The sequence below is a fragment of the Streptomyces sp. NPDC094143 genome, assembly GCF_040303825.1.
Classification (GTDB): domain Bacteria; phylum Actinomycetota; class Actinomycetes; order Streptomycetales; family Streptomycetaceae; genus Streptomyces.
Genome location: NZ_JBEOTZ010000012.1, coordinates 54484 through 74672 on the forward strand (window position 1 = coordinate 54484; position 20189 = coordinate 74672).

Below are 20189 nucleotides of genomic sequence, written 5' to 3' on the forward strand. Positions count from 1 at the left end.
GTGCGCCGCCCTCGGCGTTGGGACGCGGTGCGTAAGGCGGCTCCCGTGGCCATGGCGGCTACTTCGGATCGGCGTCGAACCTGGCCGTCGACCAGAAGTAGCCGAGGACCGCGAGACCCAGGCACCAGGCCACCGCCAGCCAGCCGTTGTGGCCGATCTCGGTGCCCAGGAGCAGTCCGCGCAGGGTCTCGATGGCCGGGGTGAACGGCTGGTACTCGGCGATCGGCCGGAACCAGCCCGGCATCGCGTCCAGCGGCACGAAGGCGCTGGACAGCAGCGGCAGCAGGATCAGCGGCATGGCGTTGTTGCTCGCCGCCTCGGCGTTCGGGCTGACCAGGCCCATGCCGACCGCGATCCAGGTGAGCGCGGTGGCGAAGAGCACCAGCAGCCCGAAGGCCGCGAGCCACTCCAGCACGGTCGCGTCGGTGGAGCGGAAGCCGATGGCCACCCCGACCGCCCCGACGAGGACCACGCTGACGATCGACTGGAGCACGCTCCCGACGACGTGCCCGATGATCACCGAGCCGCGGTGGATCGCCATGGTGCGGAAGCGGGCGATGATGCCCTCGGTCATGTCGTTGGAGACGGAGACCGCGGTGCCGATGGTGGTGCTGCCGATGGTCATCAGCAGCAGGCCCGGGACGATGTAGGCGATGTACACGGACCGGTCCGGAGCGCCGCCGCCGATGCCCGCGCTCATGGTCTCGCCGAAGATGTAGACGAAGAGCAGCAGCAGCATGATCGGCGTGAGCAGCAGGTTCAGCGTCAGCGACGGATAGCGCCGGGCGTGCAGGAGGTTGCGGCGCAGCATCGTGGACGAGTCGCGCAGGGCCGGGGAGAGCAGGGCCGGGGAGAGCCGGTCCGGGCGGGCGGGAGCCAGGGGGGAACTCATCGGGCAGCCTCCTCGGGCTGGTTCGTACGGCGGCTGCCGCCGGTGAGGGCGAAGAAGACGTCGTCGAGGTCGGGGGTGTGCACGGTCAGCTCGTCGGCCTCGACGCCGGAGGCGTCCAGCCGGTCGAGCAGCGAGCGCAGCTCGCGCTGGCTGCCGTCGCTGGGGACGTGCAGGACGAGGGAGGTGTCGTCCCGGGTGACCTCGTCGCGCAGGGCGGAGGCGGCGCCGCGGTAGGCGGCCGGGTCGGTGAAGCGGAGCCGGACGTGCCCGCCCGGGACGAGCCGCTTGAGCTGCTCGGCGGTGCCCTCGGCGGCGATCCTCCCGTCGTCGAGGACGGCGATCCGGTCGGCCAGTTGGTCGGCCTCCTCCAGGTACTGGGTGGTGAGGAAGACGGTGACGCCGCCGGTGACGAGTTCGCGGATGATCTGCCACATGGTGTGGCGGGAGCGCGGGTCGAGGCCGGTGGTGGGCTCGTCGAGGAAGATCACGCGCGGGTCGCCGACCAGGGTCATGGCGATGTCGAGGCGGCGCTTCATGCCGCCGGAGTAGGTGGAGGCGGGCTTCTTCGCCGCGTCGGCGAGGCCGAAGCGCTCCAGCAGTCCGGCGGCGACGCGCCGCCCCTCGGCCTTGGGCAGGTGGTGCAGGTCGGCCATGAGGAGCATGTTCTCCTCGCCGGTGATCAGCCCGTCGACCGCGGAGAACTGCCCCGTGACGCCTGTCCCGGCCCGCACGGCCTGCGGGTGGGTGGCGAGGTCGTGGCCGCCGACGCGGATCTCGCCCGCGTCGGCGCCGATCAGGGTGGAGAGGATCTTGACGACGGTGGTCTTGCCGGCGCCGTTCGGGCCGAGGAGGGAGAAGACCGTGCCCTCCGGGACGGCCAGGTCGATGCCGTCGAGGACGGTCCTGTCGCCGTAGGACTTGCGCACTCCGGTCGCCGCGATGGCCAGGTCGGTCATGGGGAGGTGCTCCTTCACAGGCTTCGGGTGGTCACACGCTGCGGGCAGTGATGTCGCCGTAGGCGGTGGTCGCGTGGATGGTCAGGGCGGGGGAGTCCTCGGTGTTCCGGAGCGAGTTGTGGATCCGGCCGTAGGAGGTGCCGGCGTCCAGGGAGGCGGAGACGCCACGGGCGGCGCCGACCGTGATCCCGCCGAGTTCGGTGCGCAGGGTGACCGAGCCGCGCAGCGCCTCGGCGACGCCGATGTCGCCCTTGCGGGTGCTGATCTCCGCGCCGCCGTTCAGCCGTCCGACCGAGACGTCGCCGGCGGCCAGGGCCAGGCGGGCGCAGCCGACCTCGTCGAGCTTGACCGTGGCCTGCGCGCCCTCGAAGACGACGTCCCCGAGCCGGCCGACGCCGCGCAGTTCACCGGCGGCGGCCTTCGCCTCCACGCGGGAGCCGGCCGGCAGCCGGACGGTGATCTCGACGGCTCCGGACTGCCCGAGCGTCCGGTGCTTCGCCTCCGGGGCCGTGATCCGCAGGACACCGTCGGCGCAGGCCACCTCGATCCGCTCCGCGGCCTGCACGCCGCGGCTCCGGGAGGCGTCGGCGGGCAGGACCTCGACCGTGGTGTCGGCGCGGTCGGCGGCGATGAACCGGATGGCCCCGGCGGGGATGTCGAGGACGGCGGAGACCGGGCCGGGGGTGGGGAACGTCTGCATCGTGCACTCCTTCGATCCATGTTTCTGACATCGCAAACGCTACGTTGCGTTCATAGACTCGGCAACAAGCTTGTTGCATATCAATTACGTCAGTGCAGGTAGCTGCGTGTATTTCGTTGCAACGAGTGGGAATTCAACGCAACAGAGTGCGGGTAGTGCGTTGCAACGAAACCAGGTGAACGCTACTGTGGGGCTTCCGCGCAGCACGGAGGAGATCGCGATGCCGGGAGGCAGGCTCACCCAGCAGGAACGCCAGCAGATCGCGCTGGGACTGGCCGACGGACTCGCCTACGCCGAGATCGCCCGACGCCTGGACCGCCCGACCTCGACCATCACCCGCGAGGTGATGCGCAACGGAGGCCCCACCGCCTACCGGGCCGACCTGGCCCATCGCGCCACCGAACAGCGCGCCCACCGCCGCAGGCGGGCGGCGCCCCGGGACGCCGGCGCGCCCCCGATGCCCCACGGCCGGGACCCCGAGGCGGTGCGCCGGTACGAGGAGGTGTTCACCACCCTCTTCATGCAGCAGGGCCTGCCCAAGATGATGTCCCGGGTGCTGACCTGCCTCTACACCACCGACGAGGGCAGCCTCACCGCCGCCGAACTGGTCCGCCGCCTCCAGGTCAGCCCGGCGTCCGTCTCCAAGGCCGTGGCGTTCCTGGAGAGCCAGGGCCTCATCCGCCGCGAGCGCGACGAGCGCCGCCGCGAGCACTACATCGTCGACGACGACGTCTGGTACCAGTCGATGATCGCCGCCGCCCGGGGCAGCGCCGAGATCGCCGAGGCCGCGCGGCAGGGCGTCGGCGTCCTCGGCCCCGGCACCCCGGCGGCCGTCCGCCTGGAGGGCATCGCCCGCTTCGTCGACTTCGTCACCGAGAGCATGGCCCGCGCGGCGGAACAGGCCCGCGACATCCTCTACACGAAGCCCCCCGCGACGGCGGACACCACCCCCGAGCCGGCCCCGGCGGGGACCGCCACCGACCGAAGGTCCGTCAAAGGCCGAAGGGCGGCCACCGACTGAGGGACCGTCACCCCAGCAAGGCCGCCACCACCACCAGGACCGGCACCGCCAGGACCGTCGACAGCAGGATCGCCTCCCGGGCCAGCACCTCACCCACCCGGTAACTGCTCGCGTACGTGAACAGGTTCTGCGCCGCCGGCAGGGCGGAGGTGACCACCACGTCGAGCAGGGGCGCCCCGCGCAGTCCGAACACGCCCGCCGCCAGGACCCAGGCGACCAGGGGCTGGACGACCGACTTGAGGGTCACGGCGAGGAGCACGGAAGGGCCCGCTCCGCGCCGCGCAGGGGGAGGGTGCTGCCGCGCAGCGAGATGCCGAAGGCCAGCAGGACCGCCGGGACCGACATGTTGCCGATCAGGACGAGGGGGTCCATCAGCGGTCCCGGCACCGTCAGGCCCGACGCCGACGCCGCCACCCCGGCCAGGGAGCCCAGCGCTATCGGGTTGCGCAACGGGGTGAGCAGACGCTGCCACAGCGGCCGCTTCGCCCCGCCGCTCGCCAGGTCCAGGACGGTCAGCGCCACCGGTGTGACACCGACCAGCTGGAACAGCAGCACCGGCGCGACCAGTGAGGCGTCGCCCAGCACGTACACGGCGATCGGGATGCCCAGGTTCCCGGAGTTGACGTAGCTGGAGCACAGGGCGCCGATGGTCGTCCGGCCCACCCCCCAGCCGCGTGCGGCGCCCACGGCCACGAAGACGCCCGCCGCCGCTGCCGTGCTCAGCGCCGTGACCAGCAGCCGGTCGGAGAAGATCACCGACAGGTCGGCCCGGGCGAGCGTCGTGAACAGCAGGGCGGGGGAGGCCACGTGGAAGGCGAGCTTGGTGAGCACCTCGCGCCCGCCGTCCCCCAGATACCCCCGGCGGCCGATCAGATAGCCGACCGCGATGACGACGGCGATGACGGCGAAACCGCTCAGCACCCCTTGCACGGCACCCCCCGACCGGCGAAGGAGGAGTCACACGGCGCGGGAGGGGCAGATGCATGGCGCATACAGCAAACCCTCGGGGCCGGGCCGCACCCGGGTCAATGTGATCCTCACGGCGCCGGCGGAACGGACCGCCCCGATGAGTTACCGCCGCCCGCCCGGTCTACCGATCGTGGACGCCATGACACCGCCCGTGCTCGTACTGCCCGGACCCGTCACCCGGGACGAGGTGAACGGGCTGAGCGACGACGTACGGGCACTGCTGCGCTCCGGCGGTGCCCGGGTCGTGGTCTGCGACGTCGCAGGGCTGGGCCCGCCGGGGCTGGCCGCCGTGGACCTGCTGGCGCGGCTTCAGCTGGCCGCCCGCCGGGCCGGGGGCCGGATCCGGCTGCGCGATCCCGACCCGGCCCTATGCGCCCTGCTCGACCTGGTCGGGCTCCGCTTCGAGGTGGAGGGGCAGGTCGAACAGCGGGAACCAGCGCTGGGTGTCGAGGAAGCAGTGGAACCCCGTGATCCGGCCGTCTGAGATCTCCAGCACCTGCACGGCCCAGGGCGTGAAGCCGCCCTTCTCCGGGTCCGGCTTGTACTGGGCGAAGCCGGGCAGGCCGTTGACCTGGACCGGCACCAGCCGGGAGCCCGCACAGGGCGCGCCGAGCGTGGTCATGAAGCCGGTGATGTCCCGCACGCCGGTCAGCCACAGGTCGAACGGCGGCATCGTCATGACGGCGTCCTCGTGCAGCAGGGCCGTCAGCGCCGTCATGTCGTAGCCCTCGAAGGCCGCGACATAGCGGTCCAGCAGCTTCTGCTGGTCCTCGTCGAGCGGGTCGGAGACGGCCGCGTCCGCGCCCGGCTCCTGCCGCTCGGCGAGGGTGGCCCGGGCTCGCTGGAGGGCGCTGTTGACCGACGCCACCGACGTGTCCAGCAGCTCGGCGACCTCGCTCGCCTTCCAGGCCAGCACCTCGCGCAGGATCAGCACCGCCCGCTGCTTGGCCGGGAGTTGCTGCAGGGCGGCCATGAACGCGAGCCGCACGGACTCCTTGGCGACCGCCGCCTCCGCCGGGTCGTGGGTCGTGGGCAGCACGCGGGCGTCCGGCATGGGCTCCAGCCAGGTGTTGTCCGGTCGGGGGGAGAGGGCCGCCTGGGCCAGCGGGGTGGAGTCCGTCAGGTCCATGGGCCGGGCGCGCTTGTTGCCCGCGGTCAGCATGTCCAGGCACACGTTCGTCGCGATGCGGTAGAGCCAGGAGCGGAGGCTGGAGCGGCCCTCGAACTTGTCGTAGCTGCGCCAGGCGCGGACCATCGTGTCCTGCACCGCGTCCTCCGCCTCGAAGGAGGAGCCGAGCATCCGGTAGCAGTAGCCCGTCAGCTCCTTGCGGTGTGCCTCCAGCCTGGTGTCAAGATCCGTCGGTGTCGCCGTGCCGTTCGCCATCTCCACCCACCCCTGTGGACGTTCTGTTCACGCGCCATTGCGCCCCAGCACTTCGGAAGCTACCGCAGCCCACTGACAACGGCCCCCCGAGCGCACGAAAGCGCAGATCAGGGGCGGTGGCCCAGCAATCCTTCGCGAGGGGGCGGCAGGCAGTGTCCCACCGCACCGGCCGCGGACTTCGGGGGCTCCCGCACGGGCGGTGCGCAGGACCGAGGGAACCCCGCCCGGCCCGTGGTCGCACGGGACGTGGTGTCCGCACCCGTGGGCGCCGGCCCCGGCAGGGGGAAAGGCCGGCTGCCGGGACTCAGGCGGCGGTGGCGAGGTGCCGCTGGTGCCGTGCGGCCCGGGTTCCGAACACCGTGATCGTCACGACGCCCAGGACCGCCAGCAGCCCGACCCCGACGGTCCCGGCCCAGCCGCCCGCGTGGAAGGCGAGGGCGCCGGCCGTACTGCCCGCGCTGGAGCCGATGTAGTACGCGGACTGGTACAGCGCGGAGGCCTGGGCGCGGCCGTGCGTGGCGGTTTTGCTGACCGCCGAGGAGGCCACCGCGTGCCCCGCGAAGAAGCCCGCCGTGATGAGGACCAGGCCCAGCAGGACCAGCGGGAGGGAGCCCGCCAGGGACACCAGCAGGCCCGTGGCGGTCGTCCCGCCGGCCGCGTACAGCGCGCCCCGGCGGCCCAGCCGGCCCACCAGGCGCCCGGCCGTCGACGCCGAGACCGTACCGACCAGGTACACCAGGAAGATGGAGCCGACGATGCCCTGCGGCAGCGAGAACGGGGCCTCGGTCAGCCGGTAGCCGATGACGGTGTAGACCCCGCCGAACACCGTCATGAACAGCGCGCCGATCGCGTACAGCCGGCACAGCAGCGGGTCGGACAGGTGGTCGCGGACCGTACGGGCCAGCACGCGGGGCCGCAGTGAGCCGGCCGTGAAGTGCCGTGGGGCGGGCAGCAGCGCCCGGAAGGCCACCGCGCAGGCCACGGCGATCACGCCGATGACACCGACGGCGACCCGCCAGCCCCACTCCTGCGCGACCCAGCCGGTGATGACCCGGCCGCTCATCCCGCCGACACTGTTGCCCGCGACGAACAGCCCGATCGCGGTGACCAGCGCCTTGGGGCTGACCTCCTCCGCGAGATACGCCGTGGCCGACGCCGGCAGCCCGGCCAGCGCGGCGCCCTGCAGCGCCCGCAGTACGACCAGGACGCCCAGCGAGGGGGCGAAGGGCACCAGCAGCCCCACGGTCACCGCCACGGCCAGCGAGGCCGTCATGACCGTACGCCGTCCGAAGCGCTCCGACAGCGCGCTCATCGGCAGCACGAACAGCGCCAGCCCGCCCGTCGCGGCGGCCACGGTCCAGCTCGCGTCGCTCGCCGCGACCCCGAACTCGCCGGAGATCAGCGGGAGCAGCGCCTGCGTGGAGTACAGCAGCGCGAAGGTCGCGACACCCGCGAGGAAGAGGGCGAGGCTCATCCGGCGGTAGCCGGGACCGCCCGGGGACATGCGTGAGCCGGAAGCAGGGACGGAGGCATCGGCGCCCACGGCGGTGGACGCCCCGGTACTGGCGGGAGACATGCCTCGAACGTACGGACCCGCCCACTGATCCGTCCAATGCATGGAACGGCCATAATCGTTCCCATGGAGCATCAACGCAGTTCAGCGGAGCGGCTGTCACCGTCCAGTGACACAGAAGACATGGTGACGACGCTGGCGCCACGCCTGGCGTACTTCGCCGGTGTGGCCCGCACCGAGCACGTCACCCGCGCGGCCCGGGAGATGAACGTCCCGCAGTCCACGCTCTCCCGCTCCATGGCCCGGCTGGAGCAGGACCTGGGCGTCGACCTGTTCGCCCGGCACGGCCGCACGGTCTCCCTCACCCCGGCCGGCCGCACCTTCCTCACCTCCGTCGAACGCGCCCTGGCGGAGATCCGGCGCGCCGCCGAGGAGGTCCGGGCCGATGCCGACCCCACCACCGGCAAGGTCGCCTTCGGCTTCCTGCACACCATGGGCGCCGAGACCGTACCCGGTCTCCTCCAGGCCTTCCGCGCCGACCATCCCCGCGTCCGCTTCAGCCTCGTGCAGAACTACGGCGAGGCCATGCTCGAACGCCTGCGCGCCGGCGACCTCGACCTGTGCCTGACGTCCCCGGTCCCCGACGCGCCGGACCTGGTCGCCCGCCGCCTGGACGAACAGAAACTCCGCCTGGTCGTCCCGGCCGACCACGCCCTGGCCGGCCGCCGCCGCATCCGCCTCGCCGAGGCGGCCGACGAGACCTTCGTCACCCTGGAGCCGGGCTACGGCCTGCGCCGCATCACCGACGACCTCTGCAAGGAGGCCGGCTTCAAGCCCCGCATCGCCTTCGAGGGCGAGGAGGCGGAGACCCTGCGCGGCCTGGTCGCGGCGGGCCTGGGGGTCGCCCTCCTGCCACCGCCGGCGGTCCCTCGCCCGGGAGTGGCCGAACTGACGGTCACCGCTCCCCGGGCCGTACGCGAGATCGGCGTGGCCTGGCTGGAGGGCCACCCCGACACGCCCCCGGTGGCGGCCTTCAAGAAGTTCCTGCTCTCCAGAAGAGGCAGCCTGCTCCCCACCTGAAGGGGTCTGCTCCCCACCCGAAGGGGCGCGGGGAACTGCGCGAGCGACCCGCCACGGACCCGCACCCTGGGAACCACCGGCAGCCGGACGGCGCTACCGCCGCGAAGGGCTGAACCCCGCCGCCAACGGCATCCGCAACCCCAACGGCGGCGGCGCGGCCAGCGCATCCCGCACAGGTCGCGACACGGGCCGCCCGAACACCGCCCCCATCACGAAGTCCTCGGCCAGCGCCAGCACTTCGTCCCGGTACTGGTGCAACCCGTGCCCGTCCGCGTGCACTTCGAACCGGCACACGTCCCGGTTCGCCTTCTTCGCCCGCGCCGCCAGCCGGAACGACAACTCCGGGTCCGTCCGGCCGTCGTTCGTGCCGTGCACGATCAGCACCTGCCGGCCCACCAGTTGCCTCACCGGTTCGGGTGGCGCCGCCACGTCCTCCGCCGGCAGCCAGGGGGCGAGCGCCACGACGGAGTTGACGGCCTCGTGCCCACCCGCGTGCAGCGCCGCCCGCCCGCCCATCCCCACCCCGGCGAGGCAGACCGGGACGTCCCCGTAGCGCCGTACGGCCTCGTCCGCGGCCCAGGCCGCGTCGCGCGCGAGATTCGCCTCGCTGCCGTTCCAGCCGCGGCAGCGGTAGTGCACCACGTGCGCGGCGAACCCCTCCGCCCGGCCCGCGCGGGCCAGCCGGCGCCCCAGGGCGCGCACGGAGGCGGTCGCCAGCAGCGGCGACGGCCTGCGGCCGGAGACCTCGTCACCACCGGGCAGCAGCAGCACCACGCCGCTCACCGCCGTCGGCTCCGGTCCGAGTGTCCTTCCCAACCGGGCCCTGCGCGCCGGCGTCGCTTGGTGTGCCATGACAGAACAGTGTCAGAAGGCCGGGTGTACTCGACCTGTCCCGGCGGTCACCGTTACATATCGACGGAAACGTCAAGCAGCCGAGGACGCGCCGTCTACGCGCGTAGGAGTTAGAGTGCGGAAATGACGAGCCAGACCATCGCGAACACCCCGACTCCGGACCAGATCCGCCGGGCGCCCAAGGTTCTGCTGCACGACCATCTCGACGGCGGCCTGCGCCCCGCCACCATCGTCGAACTCGCCCGCGGCAACGGCTACACCCGGCTTCCCGAGACCGACCCGGAGAAGCTCGGCGTCTGGTTCCGCGAGGCCGCCGACTCCGGTTCCCTGGAGCGGTATCTGGAGACCTTCTCCCACACCGTCGCCGTCATGCAGACCCGCGACGCCCTGGTCCGGGTCGCCGCCGAGTGCGCCGAGGACCTCGCCGCCGACGGCGTCGTCTACGCCGAGGTGCGCTACGCCCCCGAACAGCACCTGGAAGGCGGGCTCAGCCTCGAAGAGGTCGTCGAGGCCGTCAACGAGGGCTTCCGGGAAGGGGAGCGGCGCGCCCGGGAGGCCGGACTGCGCATCCGCGTCGGCGCCCTGCTCACCGCCATGCGGCACGCCGCCCGGGCCCTGGAGATCGCCGAACTCGCCAACCGCTACCGCGACCTGGGCGTCGTCGGCTTCGACATCGCGGGTGCCGAGGCCGGCTACCCGCCCACCCGGCACCTCGACGCCTTCGAGTACCTCAAGCGCGAGAACAACCACTTCACCATCCACGCCGGCGAGGCCTTCGGGCTGCCGTCCATCTGGCAGGCCCTGCAGTGGTGCGGCGCCGACCGGCTCGGGCACGGCGTGCGGATCATCGACGACATCCAGGTCCACGAGGACGGCCGGGTCGAACTCGGGCGGCTCGCCTCGTACGTCCGGGACAAGCGCATCCCGCTGGAGCTGTGCCCGAGCTCCAACCTCCAGACCGGGGCCGCCTCCTCCTACGCCGAGCACCCCATCGGGCTGCTGCGCCGGCTGCACTTCCGGGCCACGGTCAACACGGACAACCGCCTGATGTCCCACACCAGCATGAGCCGGGAATTCGAGCACCTTGTCGAGGCGTTCGGTTACACGCTCGACGACATGCAGTGGTTCTCCGTCAATGCGATGAAATCAGCTTTCATTCCTTTCGATGAACGACTGGCCATGATCAATGACGTGATCAAGCCCGGATATGCCGAGCTGAAATCCGAATGGCTGTTCCGTCAAACCGCCTCCACCAGCGGTTCTGCACCCTCCGAGGGCTGACCGGGCGGGAATCGGCGCACCGCGGATGCGGGCGGTGTTCACAATCCGTCCGCATTTCGATGTTTGCGGCGAGCGGCGCTGGGTGTCTACGGTCGCTGGACCGCTCACACACCCCGTCATCCCATTACGAGGACGCCTTTCATGAAGCAGTCTGCTGCCAAGTCCCTCGGTGTCGCCGCTCTCGGCGCCGCCTTCGCCGCCGCCGGAGCCGGTGCCGCCAACGCCGCCGCCCCGGCCCTCCCGGACACCGCCCAGACGCTCGAGACCGTCACCACGGCGCTCCCGGCGGAGCGGCTCTCCCAGGCGCTGCCGGGCTCGGGCGAGGCGCTGGGCCAGGGGCAGACGGCGCCCGGTGCCGGTCTCGCCGCCGCCCAGCCGGTGGCCGGGCAGCTGCTGGCCGAGGGCCCGACCGGTCCCGCGTCCAAGCTGCTGGGCGGCCTCCCGGTGCAGGGCCTGCCCACGCACGGCCTGCCGGTGAACGGCGTGCCGGTCGGCTGACCGTACGCCGAGGCGGACACACACGCCGATGGGGCGCACCCCTGGACACGGGGTGCGCCCCATCGGCGTTCCGGCGCGGGCGCGTCACCAGGCCGTCTGCGCCTTGCCCTGCGTCCCGCTCCCCGTGGGCAGCAGGATCCACAGGGCGATGTAGAGCAGGAACTGAGGGCCGGGCAGCAGGCAGGAGACCAGGAAAATCACCCGCATCGTCGTCGCGGAGGTGCCGAAGCGCCGTGCCAGTGCGGCGCACACTCCGCCGATCATGCGGCCGTGGGTGGGGCGGGCGAGGCGGGACATGTGCGGCTCCTTCAACGTCGGTGTGCGTGAGGCCTCCGTTCCGAGTACCCCATCTGCACTCCACGCTACGGAGACGAAGGGGGCAAAGCGTCGCTCCACGGGGCGATCCCGACCCTGGGAATCGTCGGGGTCCGACCCTGAGCCGGCTCCTCCACGGCCAGGGGCGCACGGGGCGGGTACGGGCCGGTGCGGCGGCGCAGCCAGGAGCGGCCGGCGGGCACCAGCGCGAGGTGCGCGAGGACGACGCCCGCGGTGTTCACGAACAGCGAGTCCACGTCGACGACCTGGCCGGGAACGCCGGTCTGCAGCAGTTCGATGCCCAGCGACAGCAGGGCGCCGGCCGCGGCGGTGCGCAGCAGGGACACCAGGGGCGAGACGGCCAGCCGGCCGCTCGCCATCGGCAGCAGCACGCCCAGCGGGGCGAGCAGGGCCAGCTTCTCGCCGATGGGGCGGACCGCCTGGGGCCAGCCCAGGGCCAGGTCGGCCCGGATGCCGGCGAAGGGCCGCAGATTGGCGGGCATCACCCAGGGCACGTCCAGCGGCCGCAGCGTCAGCCAGGCGACGAACGCGAGATGCGCGACGAGGAGGACACCCCCTGTCACCCGGATACGGAACGCGGCGCTGCCGCCGATGGAGCCTTGACGCTGCACGCCCCCCTAGACGCCGCCTCCGGCAGGATCGGTTCCGGGAAGGGCCCCGGTACGCCGGTGAGGCATGCGCCACAGCGGGCCCGCGTCACTCCGCGGTGACCTCCTTGGAGGGCGGTGCCGTGCTGCCCGGGCGGGCCCGCACCTCGTCGGTGCACTCGTAGCGGCGCGCCCGCTCGGCGCCGGGGCCCGCCAGGACCACCGAGCCGTCGCCCTCGGCGGCCGTCGAGTCGGAGAAGGTGCAGACGATCTGCGCGAGGGCGTACGAGGTGAGGCTGTCCGGCGCCGTGCCCAGCCGCAGCGTGTCGTCCGGGTCGCCGGGCCGGGGCCCGCCCACCGTGATGCCGCCGCGTACGTCGGTGCTGTACCCGGCCTCCTTCTCGGCGGGCGACGGCGGTTGCGCGAGCTGGTCCAGCAGGCCCTGCGCGACCAGCATGCGCCGCTCGGAGTCGGCCGCGCCGTCCGGTACCCGCACGGTCCGGTCGACGGTGACGAGCTGGGAGCCGCACAACAGGAACACCTGCACCGGCAGGCCCCGGGCGGCCTGCGCCGACCCGTCCGGCTCGGCGAGCGAACACTGCACCCGCGAGGGCGCGGGCCCGTAGTTCGTCGGCACTTCGGTGGCCCGGATCCCGCACCCGGCCAGCAGCACGGCGAGCACCGGGAGACCGGCCAGCCGGGACACGCGCGCCGGGCGCCGCCACCGCCGGTCCCGAGTCCTCCCCGCCACCGGGGCCGTGAGGGCCCTCCCGGGCGCCACCGGGCCCGCGCCGCGTGCCCCTGCCGCGGTCCGTGGACGTCGTACGGTCATCGGGCGTCCCCCTTCGCGTCCTCACCCGTGTCGTGGCCCGCGTCGTCCCCCGGCCCGTCGCCGTCCCCGGCGGGCCGCTCCCCTGGTTCGGCGGAGTCGCGCGGGAGGCGCAGGGTGAACACCGCGCCGGAGTCGGGGGAGTTGGCCGCGGTGATCTCGCCGCCGTGGATATGGGCGTTCTCCAGGGCGATGGACAGGCCCAGGCCACTGCCCTCGGAGCGCGGCCGGGAGGCACTGGCCTTGTAGAAGCGGTCGAAGACGTGCGGCAGGACGTCCTCGGGGATGCCGGGCCCGTGGTCCTGCACCTGGATGACGAGGGAGTCGTCCTCCTCGCGGACGGACACCCGCACCGGGGAGCCGCCGTGCTTGAGCGCGTTGCCGATGAGGTTCGCCAGGATGACGTCCAGTCGGCGCGGGTCCAGCCGGGCGTGGATGCCGCGCTCGGCGTCCAGCTCGACCGCGTCCAGCCAGGCACGGGCGTCGATGCAGGCGGTGATCTGGTCGGCGATGTCGACGTCGTCCAGCACGAGCCGGGCGGTGCCCGCGTCGAAGCGGGTGACCTCCATCAGGTTCTCGACCAGGTCGTTCAGCCGCCGGGTCTCGCTGACGACGAGCCGTACGGCCGGCTCGATCATCGGGTCCATGCTGCCGGTCTCCGCCTCCAGCTCCTCCTCCAGCACCTCCGTGACGGCGGTGATGGCGGTCAGCGGCGTCCGCAGCTCATGGCTCATGTCCGCGACGAAGCGCCGGGACGCCTCGTCCCGCGCGGCCATGTCGGCGACCCGTTTCTCCAGCGCCTCGGCCGCGTTGTTGAACGTCCGTGACAGATCGGCCAGTTCGTCGGTCCCGGACACCCGCAGCCGGGTGTCCAGCTTGCCCTCGCCGAGCCGCCGGGCGGCCGCCCCGAGCCGCTGCACCGGCTTCAGCACGGTCGTCGCCGCGGCCTGCGCGAGCAGCGCCGAGCCGATCAGCGCGAGACCCGTGGCGATCCCCAGCGACCAGGCCAGCGAGTTGAGGTCCTTGGCCTCCGGCTCCAGCGACTTGAGCATGTAGCCGGTCGGACCGCCGCCGATCACCCGCGTACCGGCCACGAGGTAGGGGGTGTCGTGGTCGACTATCCGCTGCCAGTACAGGTGGTACGGGTGCTTGTCGGCCCCGTCGGCCTGCTGCCTCTTGTTCACCGCCGTGCGCAGCGACACCGGCACGTCCCGCAGCGAGAAGCCGCTCAGCCCGCCGGAGCTGCCGTAGACGGTCTTCCCGTCGGCGTTGCGGGCCACCAGCAGCACGCTGAAGCGCTGGTCGCTGCCCGCCATCTGGCCGGCCGTGTGCTGCAGTTCGTCCTGCGTCGGCTGCTCGGGCAGCGCGCTCGCCCGGTTCTGCATCTCCTGCTCGAAGTCCCGCAGCACGGCGTCCTGGGTGCGGGTGAGCACGGCCTCGCGGTTGAGCCAGTACGCGATGCCGGACGCGGACACGGCCGCCGTCAGGGCCACCAGGCCGAAGACGAGGATCAGCCTCAGCCGCAGGCTGGTGAAGCGCAGCCGCGACAGAACTCCCTTGCGTGCCGCGGTCCAGCCGCGGGTCCCCCCTGGGTGCTGCTGGGTCACTGAGGCGGATCCAGCCGGTAGCCGACACCCCGCACGGTACGGATCAGCGTCGGGGACGACGGCACGTCCTCGACCTTGGCGCGCAGTCGCTGGACACAGGCGTCCACCAGCCGCGAGTCGCCCAGGTAGTCGTGCTCCCACACCAGCCGCAGCAGCTGCTGCCGCGACAGCGCCTGCCCGGGCCGCCGGCTCAGCTCCAGCAGCAGCCGCAGCTCGGTCGGCGTGAGCTGGAGGTCCTCGCCGTTCTTGGTCACGGTCATCGCCGAGCGGTCGATGACGAGGCTGCCGAAGGTGGCCGCGTCGTTGGACTCCCGCTCGCCGCGCCGCAGCACGGCCCGGATCCGGGCGTCCAGCACCCGCCCCTGCACCGGTTTCACCACGTAGTCGTCGGCACCGGACTCCAGCCCGACCACCACGTCGATGTCGTCGCTGCGCGCGGTCAGCAGGATGATCGGCAGTTGGTCCGTGCGCCGGATGCGCCGGCACACCTCGAACCCGTCGATGCCGGGCAGCATCACGTCCAGCACGATCAGATCCGGCCGCTGCTCGCGCAGCAGCTTCAGACCGTCCTCACCGCTGGCAGCGGTCGCCACGCGGTGGCCCTGGCGCGTCAGTGAGAGCTCCAGGGCCGTCCGGATGGCGTCGTCGTCCTCGATCAGCAACAGGGAAGGCACGGGCTCATTCTGGCCCATGGAGGGCTCGGGGTTCGACCGGTGGGCCCGAGAGGATCCCGCCGGTGCCGGTGAACCCTGTGGACGAGGTGTGCCGGTCCTGTGGCCGACCCCTGTGACAGGTCTGTGACAGTCGGCGGACACGGCCATGAAAGTGCCGCGGCAAGCTTTTCGGCACAGGCAAGGAAGCCCGCCCGACCGGCGGGCCGCACACCGGAAGTCCACGACGGGGGGCGCGAGATGAACACGCTGCACGGCACCAGCTCCAGCGCAGTGATCACGCGTCTGCACGACGTGCACCGGGGTTCCGAGAAGTCCGGTGCTGTGAGCGGGCGGGGGTGCGCTCGCGGCACCGGGCGTCAGCACACCGGGTTCATGACGGTGGTCGACGCCCGCACGGGGGAGAGCAAGGGGACGGGGGCGGTTCACGGGGGAGCCGCGTACGGGGAGGACTCGGGGGAGCGTCGCTCGCTGACGGAGGCGGAGTTCACCGCCTACGTCCAGGAGCGCCGCGCCTCCCTGTACGCCACCGCCTACCACCTGACCGGCGACCGCTTCGAGGCCGAGGACCTGCTGCAGAGCGCGCTGTTCTCGACCTACCGGGCGTGGGACCGGATCAGCGACAAGGCCGCGGTCGGCGGATACCTCCGCCGGACCATGACCAACCTGCACATCAGCGCCTGGCGGCGCCGCAAGCTCAACGAGTACCCGACCGAGGAACTGCCGGAGACGCCCGGCGACACGGACGCGATGCGCGGCACCGAGCTGCGCGCGGTCCTGTGGCAGGCGCTGGCCCGGCTGCCCGAGCTCCAGCGCACCATGCTGGTCCTGCGCTACTACGAGGGCCGCACGGACCCGGAGATCGCGGACATCCTCGACATCAGTGTCGGCACGGTGAAGTCCAGCATCTGGCGGTCGCTCCGCCGGCTGCGTGAGGACGAGGTCCTCAGCTTCGGCCGTGACGAGGAGGACGCCTTCGGCGAGCTCGTCGCCTGAAGGTACGGGGGAGCACCACAAGAGGGGGCCCACGGGGGATCTGTGGAGACGCTGGGGGGCGTCTCCACAGGAGAGTGGGGACACGGGGGAAACGGAGAGCGGGACTGGAGGGCCGGGGGGTCCGTCCAGTCCCGCTTTTTCGCGTGTGCCGCGGGTCCCCGCCTGCCCGCCGGCGGCTCAGTCCCACCGGAGGAACCAGTCCGTGCCGGCATCTGACGGGCGGCGACAGAGTCCCGCGGTGAACGACGCGCGGTCCTCGCCGCCGGAGCCGCCGCCCGGTGCGGACGCCCACTCCCGCTCCGCGGGCGCGGTGTGCGTGACGAAGGGCCACCGGCCCGGGGCCGGGTGGCGTCAGGGCGCGACGCCGGACGTCGAGGCACGCCCGGGCGCGCACACCGGATGCCGGTGGGGGCGCCCCCGCGCGGGGTGCGGGCCCGTCGCACGTCCTCGGCCCGGACGGCCGGTTGGGCCGCGAGCGCGGCCACGGGGCACGGCCCGGGGGCCTCAGGCCGCCGTGCGCATCCCCTCGCAGCGGCCCGCCGCCGCTGCCGTCAGCCGCTCCAGCGCCTCGTCGCGGTCGCAGGCGTACGCGCCCAGCGCGGTCTGGCGGGCGACGATCGTGCGTTCCTGGCGCATCAGGCGCCAGCCGCGGCGCAGCAGGAACGGCACCGACTTGCGGCCCTCCCGCAGATCCCGCAGGAAGCGGCGGCGGAAGGTCTTCACCGGCCCGCGGCTCAGGCACAGCGCGTCGGCGAGGACGCCGAGCTCCCGGCAGCGCGTGACGATCTCGGCGGCGAAGATGCCCTCCGCGATGAACAGCGGGGTCCGCCCTATGTCGACCGTCTCCGCGCCGGTCCGTGCGCTGAGCCCGAGGTCGTAGACGGGGACGTCCGTGCGGCCCGTGCGGCACAGTTCGGTGATCGCGGCGACGGCCGTGTCCGCGTCCCAGGAGTCCGGGTGGTCCCAGTCGATGTCGGAGCTCCCCGCCACCAGGGGCAGTGTCGGGTCGTCGCCCTCCTTGTAGAAGTCGTCGAGGCGCAGCACCGGGAGGCCGGAGCGGGCCGCGAGGAGGGACTTGCCGGAGCCGGAGGGGCCGCAGAGCAGCACGACTCGCGCGGGTATGGACGCAGGGGAACTCACGGGACACCAGTGTGAGGCATCCATCGGGGGCCGTACGACCCCGCGGGTCGGCTTTGATGCGCGCGTCACACCTCAACTACCCTTCGCGTTGGTTCGGTCACCGAGTGCGTCAGAAGGTGGTGGCGACGGCCCGCCACGACTCCCCCAAGAAGCCGACCGCCCGGCGCGCTCCGGCCGTCCTCGCCACCGGGAGCGGCGCTGGGCGCGGGCACGGCGACGGCCGCGGCGGACACCACGTCCCTCCTCGGCGTGGTCAAGTCACCGGCCCGGTCGCCGGCCTCAAGCCCAACCCGCTCGCCGGCACGGGAGTGGACCCGCTCGACAACGGCGTCGGCACCCAGCTCGCCGACTTCAGGCCGATGACGTCCCAGGCGCTGACGGGGCCGGTGGCGCAGGCCCAGTCGATCGCGAGCATCCCGGTGGTGGGACAGGCGGCGGGGCTGCTCTCGCAGCAGCAGCCGCGCACACGGCGAAGCCCCGGCCCTCCCGGACGGAGGAGAGCCGGGGCTTCAGCTGTGGGGGCGCCTAGTAGGAGGAACCCGACGCGCCCAGCGACCCCGTGGGGTGCCAGACCGTCTTGGTCTCCAGGAACGCCGTCATGCGGTCGGTGCCGGGCGTCTGCGCGTAATCCACAGGCTGTGGACGGAGGACGCGCTTGAGGTTGTCGGCCGCGGCGATCTCCAGCTCCCTGGCGAGGACCTCGTCGGCGCCCGCGAGGTCGATCGCGTTGACGTCCTGGTGGGCGGCGAGCGGGGTGGCGATCTCCGCCGTGCGGCCCGACAGGACGTTGACCACGCCGCCGGGGACGTCCGAGGTGGCCAGCACCTCGGCCAGGGACAGCGCGGGCAGCGGAGCCTTCTCGCTGGCCACCACGACCGCCGTGTTGCCGGTGGCGATCACCGGGGCGAGCACCGACACCAGGCCCAGGAAGGACGACTCCTGGGGCGCCAGGACCGCCACCACGCCCGTCGGCTCGGGGGAGGACAGGTTGAAGAACGGGCCCGCGACCGGGTTGCCGCCGCCGACCACCTGGGCGATCTTGTCGGTCCAGCCCGCGTACCAGACCCAGCGGTCGATCGTGGCGTCCACGACCACGGCCGCCTTCGACTTCGACAGGCCCTCCGCGTCGGCCACCTCACGGGTGAACTGGTCCCGGCGGCCCTCCAGCATCTCGGCGACGCGGTAGAGCACCTGGCCACGGTTGTACGCCGTCGCCCCGGACCAGCCGCCGAACGCCTTGCGGGCCGCGACGACCGCGTCCCTGGCGTCCTTGCGGGAGGAGAGGGGCGCGTTGGCCAGCCACTTGCCCTTCGAGTCGGTCACCTCGTACACCCGGCCGCTCTCGGAACGCGGGAACTTCCCGCCGACGTACAGCTTGTAGGTCTTGAACACACTGAGACGGTCAACTGCATTCATTTAACGCTCGCCCTCCGGGCTCGACGGGGCGAGGTACGCCTCCAGGCCGTGGCGGCCGCCCTCGCGGCCGAAGCCCGACTCCTTGTAACCACCGAACGGCGAGGTCGGGTCGAACTTGTTGAACGTGTTGGACCAGACGACGCCCGCGCGGAGCTTGTTCGCGACCGCCAGGATGCGCGAGCCCTTCTCCGTCCAGATGCCGGCGGACAGGCCGTACGGCGTGTTGTTGGCCTTGGCGACCGCCTCGTCCGGAGTGCGGAACGTCAGCACCGACAGCACCGGGCCGAAGATCTCGTCCCGGGCGACGGTGTGCGCCTGGGTGACGTTGGTGAACAGCGTCGGGGCGAACCAGTAGCCGCTCTCCGGCAGTTCGCACGCCGGGGACCAGCGCTCGGCGCCCTCCGCCTCGCCCTGCTCGACGAGCGAGGTGATGCGGGTGAGCTGCTCCTCGGAGTTGATCGCGCCGATGTCGGTGTTCTTGTCCAGCGGGTCGCCCAGGCGCAGCGTGGACAGCCGCCGCTTGAGCGAGTCGAGCAGCTCGTCGTGGATCGACTCCTGGACCAGCAGACGGCTGCCGGCGCAGCAGACCTGGCCCTGGTTGAAGAAGATGCCGTTGACGATGCCCTCGACGGCCTGGTCGATCGGAGCGTCGTCGAAGACGATGTTCGCCCCCTTGCCGCCCAGTTCCAGGGTGACCTTCTTCCTGGTCCCGGCGACCGTGCGGGCGATCTCCTTGCCGACGGCCGTGGAGCCGGTGAAGGCCACCTTGTTCACGTCGGGGTGGGCCACCAGCGCCGCGCCCGCGTCGCCGTAGCCGGGGAGGATGTTGACGACGCCCCTCGGCAGGCCCGCCTGGCGGCAGATGTCCGCGAAGAACAGGGCGGACAGCGGGGTCGTCTCGGCCGGCTTCAGCACGACCGTGTTGCCCGTCGCGAGCGCCGGGGCGATCTTCCACGCCAGCATCAGCAGCGGGAAGTTCCAGGGGATGACCTGGCCCGCGACACCGAGCGGGCGCGGGTTCGGGCCGAAGCCCGCGTGGTCGAGCTTGTCGGCCCAGCCCGCGTAGTAGAAGAAGTGCGCCGCGACCAGGGGCAGGTCCGCGTCGCGGGTCTCCCTGATCGGCTTGCCGTTGTCGAGGGTCTCGAGGACGGCGAGCTCGCGGGATCGCTCCTGGATGATCCGCGCGATGCGGAACAGGTACTTGGCGCGCTCCGAGCCGGGCAGCGCCGACCACTTCTCGAACGCCCTGCGCGCGGCCTTCACCGCGCGGTCGACGTCCTCGGAACCGGCCTGCGCGATCTCGGACAGGACCTCCTCGGAGGACGGCGAGACGGTCTTGAAGACCTTGCCGTCCGCCGCCTCGACGAACTCGCCGTCGATGAACAGGCCGTAGGAGGGCGCGATGTCGACGATCGCGCGCGACTCGGGGGCCGGGGCGTATGCGAATACGGATGACACGTT

20 protein-coding genes and 2 pseudogenes are annotated in these 20189 nt (G+C 72.5%); 7 read left to right on the forward strand and 15 right to left on the reverse strand.

Annotation, left to right across the window (positions count from 1 at the left end):
• Window positions 1–58: 58 nt before the first annotated feature.
• The 3 genes from ABTZ58_RS17645 to ABTZ58_RS17655 are packed head-to-tail and all read right to left on the reverse strand — an operon-like array spanning window position 59 to window position 2548.
• Window positions 59–892, reverse strand: a complete 834-nt coding sequence (locus ABTZ58_RS17645) for an ABC transporter permease (RefSeq protein WP_351356862.1) — start codon at window positions 890–892, stop codon at window positions 59–61.
• Window positions 889–1848 carry an ATP-binding cassette domain-containing protein gene (locus ABTZ58_RS17650; RefSeq protein WP_351356864.1) on the reverse strand — a complete coding sequence of 320 codons (960 nt, stop codon included), beginning with the start codon at window positions 1846–1848 and terminating at the stop codon, window positions 889–891. Before ABTZ58_RS17650 ends, ABTZ58_RS17645 begins: the two co-directional genes overlap by 4 nt.
• Window positions 1849–1879: 31 nt before the next feature.
• Window positions 1880–2548, reverse strand: coding sequence for a DUF4097 family beta strand repeat-containing protein (locus tag ABTZ58_RS17655; RefSeq protein WP_351356867.1), 669 nt, complete (start codon window positions 2546–2548; stop codon window positions 1880–1882).
• A gap of 220 nt (window positions 2549–2768) precedes the next feature.
• Between ABTZ58_RS17655 and ABTZ58_RS17660 the strand changes: the two genes are divergently transcribed.
• On the forward strand, window positions 2769–3569 hold the full coding sequence (locus ABTZ58_RS17660) for a GbsR/MarR family transcriptional regulator (RefSeq protein ID WP_351356870.1): 801 nt from the start codon (window positions 2769–2771) through the stop codon (window positions 3567–3569).
• Window positions 3570–3576: 7 nt separating this feature from the next.
• Here ABTZ58_RS17660 and ABTZ58_RS17665 read toward each other — a convergent pair.
• Window positions 3577–4499: pseudogene (locus ABTZ58_RS17665) on the reverse strand (AEC family transporter).
• Between the two features lie 136 nt (window positions 4500–4635).
• Here ABTZ58_RS17665 and ABTZ58_RS17670 point away from each other — a divergent pair.
• Entirely contained in the window at window positions 4636–5022 is a 387-nt protein-coding gene (locus tag ABTZ58_RS17670) for an STAS domain-containing protein (protein ID WP_502996083.1), read from the forward strand.
• On the opposite strand, the gene ABTZ58_RS17675 is transcribed toward ABTZ58_RS17670, so the two are convergent.
• Window positions 4906–5922, reverse strand: coding sequence for a sigma-70 family RNA polymerase sigma factor (locus ABTZ58_RS17675; protein ID WP_351356876.1), 1017 nt, complete (start codon window positions 5920–5922; stop codon window positions 4906–4908). The two genes, ABTZ58_RS17670 and ABTZ58_RS17675, sit on opposite strands and share 117 nt — an antisense overlap.
• 304 nt (window positions 5923–6226) lie before the next feature.
• Window positions 6227–7498, reverse strand: coding sequence for an MFS transporter (locus ABTZ58_RS17680; protein ID WP_351356879.1), 1272 nt, complete (start codon window positions 7496–7498; stop codon window positions 6227–6229).
• A 63-nt stretch (window positions 7499–7561) separates the two neighbouring features.
• On the opposite strand from ABTZ58_RS17680, the gene ABTZ58_RS17685 reads away from it, so the two are divergent.
• On the forward strand, window positions 7562–8515 hold the full coding sequence (locus ABTZ58_RS17685; protein WP_351356882.1) for a LysR family transcriptional regulator: 954 nt from the start codon (window positions 7562–7564) through the stop codon (window positions 8513–8515).
• 93 nt (window positions 8516–8608) lie between these two features.
• Here the strand turns inward: ABTZ58_RS17685 and ABTZ58_RS17690 are convergent, their stop codons facing one another.
• The gene (locus ABTZ58_RS17690; protein ID WP_351356885.1) at window positions 8609–9367 is read right to left on the reverse strand and encodes an alpha/beta hydrolase; all 759 of its coding nucleotides are present in this window, start codon (window positions 9365–9367) and stop codon (window positions 8609–8611) included.
• A gap of 123 nt (window positions 9368–9490) precedes the next feature.
• On the opposite strand from ABTZ58_RS17690, the gene ABTZ58_RS17695 reads away from it, so the two are divergent.
• A complete protein-coding gene (locus ABTZ58_RS17695; RefSeq protein ID WP_351356888.1) occupies window positions 9491–10648 on the forward strand; it encodes an adenosine deaminase in 1158 nt (385 codons plus the stop codon).
• Between the two features lie 141 nt (window positions 10649–10789).
• Complete coding sequence (locus ABTZ58_RS17700) at window positions 10790–11146, forward strand: ATP-binding protein (protein ID WP_351356890.1); 357 nt, start codon at window positions 10790–10792, stop codon at window positions 11144–11146.
• 84 nt (window positions 11147–11230) lie between these two features.
• Here ABTZ58_RS17700 and ABTZ58_RS17705 read toward each other — a convergent pair whose 3' ends face one another.
• The 5 genes from ABTZ58_RS17705 to afsQ1 form a co-directional block, all read right to left on the reverse strand.
• Complete coding sequence (locus tag ABTZ58_RS17705) at window positions 11231–11443, reverse strand: PspC domain-containing protein (protein WP_351356892.1); 213 nt, start codon at window positions 11441–11443, stop codon at window positions 11231–11233.
• Between the two features lie 65 nt (window positions 11444–11508).
• The gene (locus ABTZ58_RS17710; protein WP_351356895.1) at window positions 11509–12093 is read right to left on the reverse strand and encodes a VanZ family protein; all 585 of its coding nucleotides are present in this window, start codon (window positions 12091–12093) and stop codon (window positions 11509–11511) included.
• 85 nt (window positions 12094–12178) lie between these two features.
• Window positions 12179–12775 carry a hypothetical protein gene (locus tag ABTZ58_RS17715; RefSeq protein WP_351356898.1) on the reverse strand — a complete coding sequence of 199 codons (597 nt, stop codon included), beginning with the start codon at window positions 12773–12775 and terminating at the stop codon, window positions 12179–12181.
• 122 nt (window positions 12776–12897) lie between these two features.
• Window positions 12898–14505: an ATP-binding protein gene (locus tag ABTZ58_RS17720; protein ID WP_351356901.1), complete on the reverse strand. Its 1608-nt coding sequence runs from the start codon at window positions 14503–14505 to the stop codon at window positions 12898–12900.
• Window positions 14502–15179: a two-component system response regulator AfsQ1 gene (gene afsQ1, locus ABTZ58_RS17725; RefSeq protein WP_010048893.1), complete on the reverse strand. Its 678-nt coding sequence runs from the start codon at window positions 15177–15179 to the stop codon at window positions 14502–14504. Before afsQ1 ends, ABTZ58_RS17720 begins: the two co-directional genes overlap by 4 nt.
• A gap of 237 nt (window positions 15180–15416) precedes the next feature.
• Between afsQ1 and ABTZ58_RS17730 the strand changes: the two genes are divergently transcribed.
• Window positions 15417–16172 (forward strand): SigE family RNA polymerase sigma factor, encoded by a 756-nt coding sequence (locus ABTZ58_RS17730; RefSeq protein ID WP_351356904.1) that lies wholly within the window; start codon window positions 15417–15419, stop codon window positions 16170–16172.
• Window positions 16173–16676: 504 nt separating this feature from the next.
• On the opposite strand, the gene ABTZ58_RS17735 is transcribed toward ABTZ58_RS17730, so the two are convergent.
• Window positions 16677–17381, reverse strand: a complete 705-nt coding sequence (locus ABTZ58_RS17735; protein WP_502996084.1) for a uridine kinase family protein — start codon at window positions 17379–17381, stop codon at window positions 16677–16679.
• On the opposite strand from ABTZ58_RS17735, the pseudogene ABTZ58_RS17740 reads away from it, so the two are divergent.
• Window positions 17369–17758: pseudogene (locus tag ABTZ58_RS17740) on the forward strand (hypothetical protein); the annotation flags it as partial. The gene ABTZ58_RS17735 and the pseudogene ABTZ58_RS17740 sit on opposite strands and share 13 nt — an antisense overlap.
• A gap of 79 nt (window positions 17759–17837) precedes the next feature.
• Here the strand turns inward: ABTZ58_RS17740 and ABTZ58_RS17745 are convergent.
• Window positions 17838–18728 carry an aldehyde dehydrogenase family protein gene (locus tag ABTZ58_RS17745; protein ID WP_351356910.1) on the reverse strand — a complete coding sequence of 297 codons (891 nt, stop codon included), beginning with the start codon at window positions 18726–18728 and terminating at the stop codon, window positions 17838–17840.
• On the reverse strand, window positions 18729–20186 hold the full coding sequence (locus ABTZ58_RS17750) for an aldehyde dehydrogenase family protein (RefSeq protein ID WP_351356913.1): 1458 nt from the start codon (window positions 20184–20186) through the stop codon (window positions 18729–18731).
• Window positions 20187–20189: the final 3 nt, after the last annotated feature.

What these genes read in the sequence shown, in the direction of transcription:
- ABTZ58_RS17645 (WP_351356862.1), bottom strand. Translation starts at nt 892, where the DNA reads ATGAGTTCCCCCCTGGCTCCCGCCCGCCCGGACCGGCTCTCCCCGGCC.
- ABTZ58_RS17650 (WP_351356864.1), bottom strand. Translation starts at nt 1,848, where the DNA reads ATGACCGACCTGGCCATCGCGGCGACCGGAGTGCGCAAGTCCTACGGC.
- ABTZ58_RS17655 (WP_351356867.1), bottom strand. Translation starts at nt 2,548, where the DNA reads ATGCAGACGTTCCCCACCCCCGGCCCGGTCTCCGCCGTCCTCGACATC.
- ABTZ58_RS17660 (WP_351356870.1), top strand. Translation starts at nt 2,769, where the DNA reads ATGCCGGGAGGCAGGCTCACCCAGCAGGAACGCCAGCAGATCGCGCTG.
- ABTZ58_RS17670 (WP_502996083.1), top strand. Translation starts at nt 4,636, where the DNA reads ATGAGTTACCGCCGCCCGCCCGGTCTACCGATCGTGGACGCCATGACA.
- ABTZ58_RS17675 (WP_351356876.1), bottom strand. Translation starts at nt 5,922, where the DNA reads ATGGCGAACGGCACGGCGACACCGACGGATCTTGACACCAGGCTGGAG.
- ABTZ58_RS17680 (WP_351356879.1), bottom strand. Translation starts at nt 7,498, where the DNA reads ATGTCTCCCGCCAGTACCGGGGCGTCCACCGCCGTGGGCGCCGATGCC.
- ABTZ58_RS17685 (WP_351356882.1), top strand. Translation starts at nt 7,562, where the DNA reads ATGGAGCATCAACGCAGTTCAGCGGAGCGGCTGTCACCGTCCAGTGAC.
- ABTZ58_RS17690 (WP_351356885.1), bottom strand. Translation starts at nt 9,367, where the DNA reads ATGGCACACCAAGCGACGCCGGCGCGCAGGGCCCGGTTGGGAAGGACA.
- ABTZ58_RS17695 (WP_351356888.1), top strand. Translation starts at nt 9,491, where the DNA reads ATGACGAGCCAGACCATCGCGAACACCCCGACTCCGGACCAGATCCGC.
- ABTZ58_RS17700 (WP_351356890.1), top strand. Translation starts at nt 10,790, where the DNA reads ATGAAGCAGTCTGCTGCCAAGTCCCTCGGTGTCGCCGCTCTCGGCGCC.
- ABTZ58_RS17705 (WP_351356892.1), bottom strand. Translation starts at nt 11,443, where the DNA reads ATGTCCCGCCTCGCCCGCCCCACCCACGGCCGCATGATCGGCGGAGTG.
- ABTZ58_RS17730 (WP_351356904.1), top strand. Translation starts at nt 15,417, where the DNA reads ATGAACACGCTGCACGGCACCAGCTCCAGCGCAGTGATCACGCGTCTG.
- ABTZ58_RS17745 (WP_351356910.1), bottom strand. Translation starts at nt 18,728, where the DNA reads ATGAATGCAGTTGACCGTCTCAGTGTGTTCAAGACCTACAAGCTGTAC.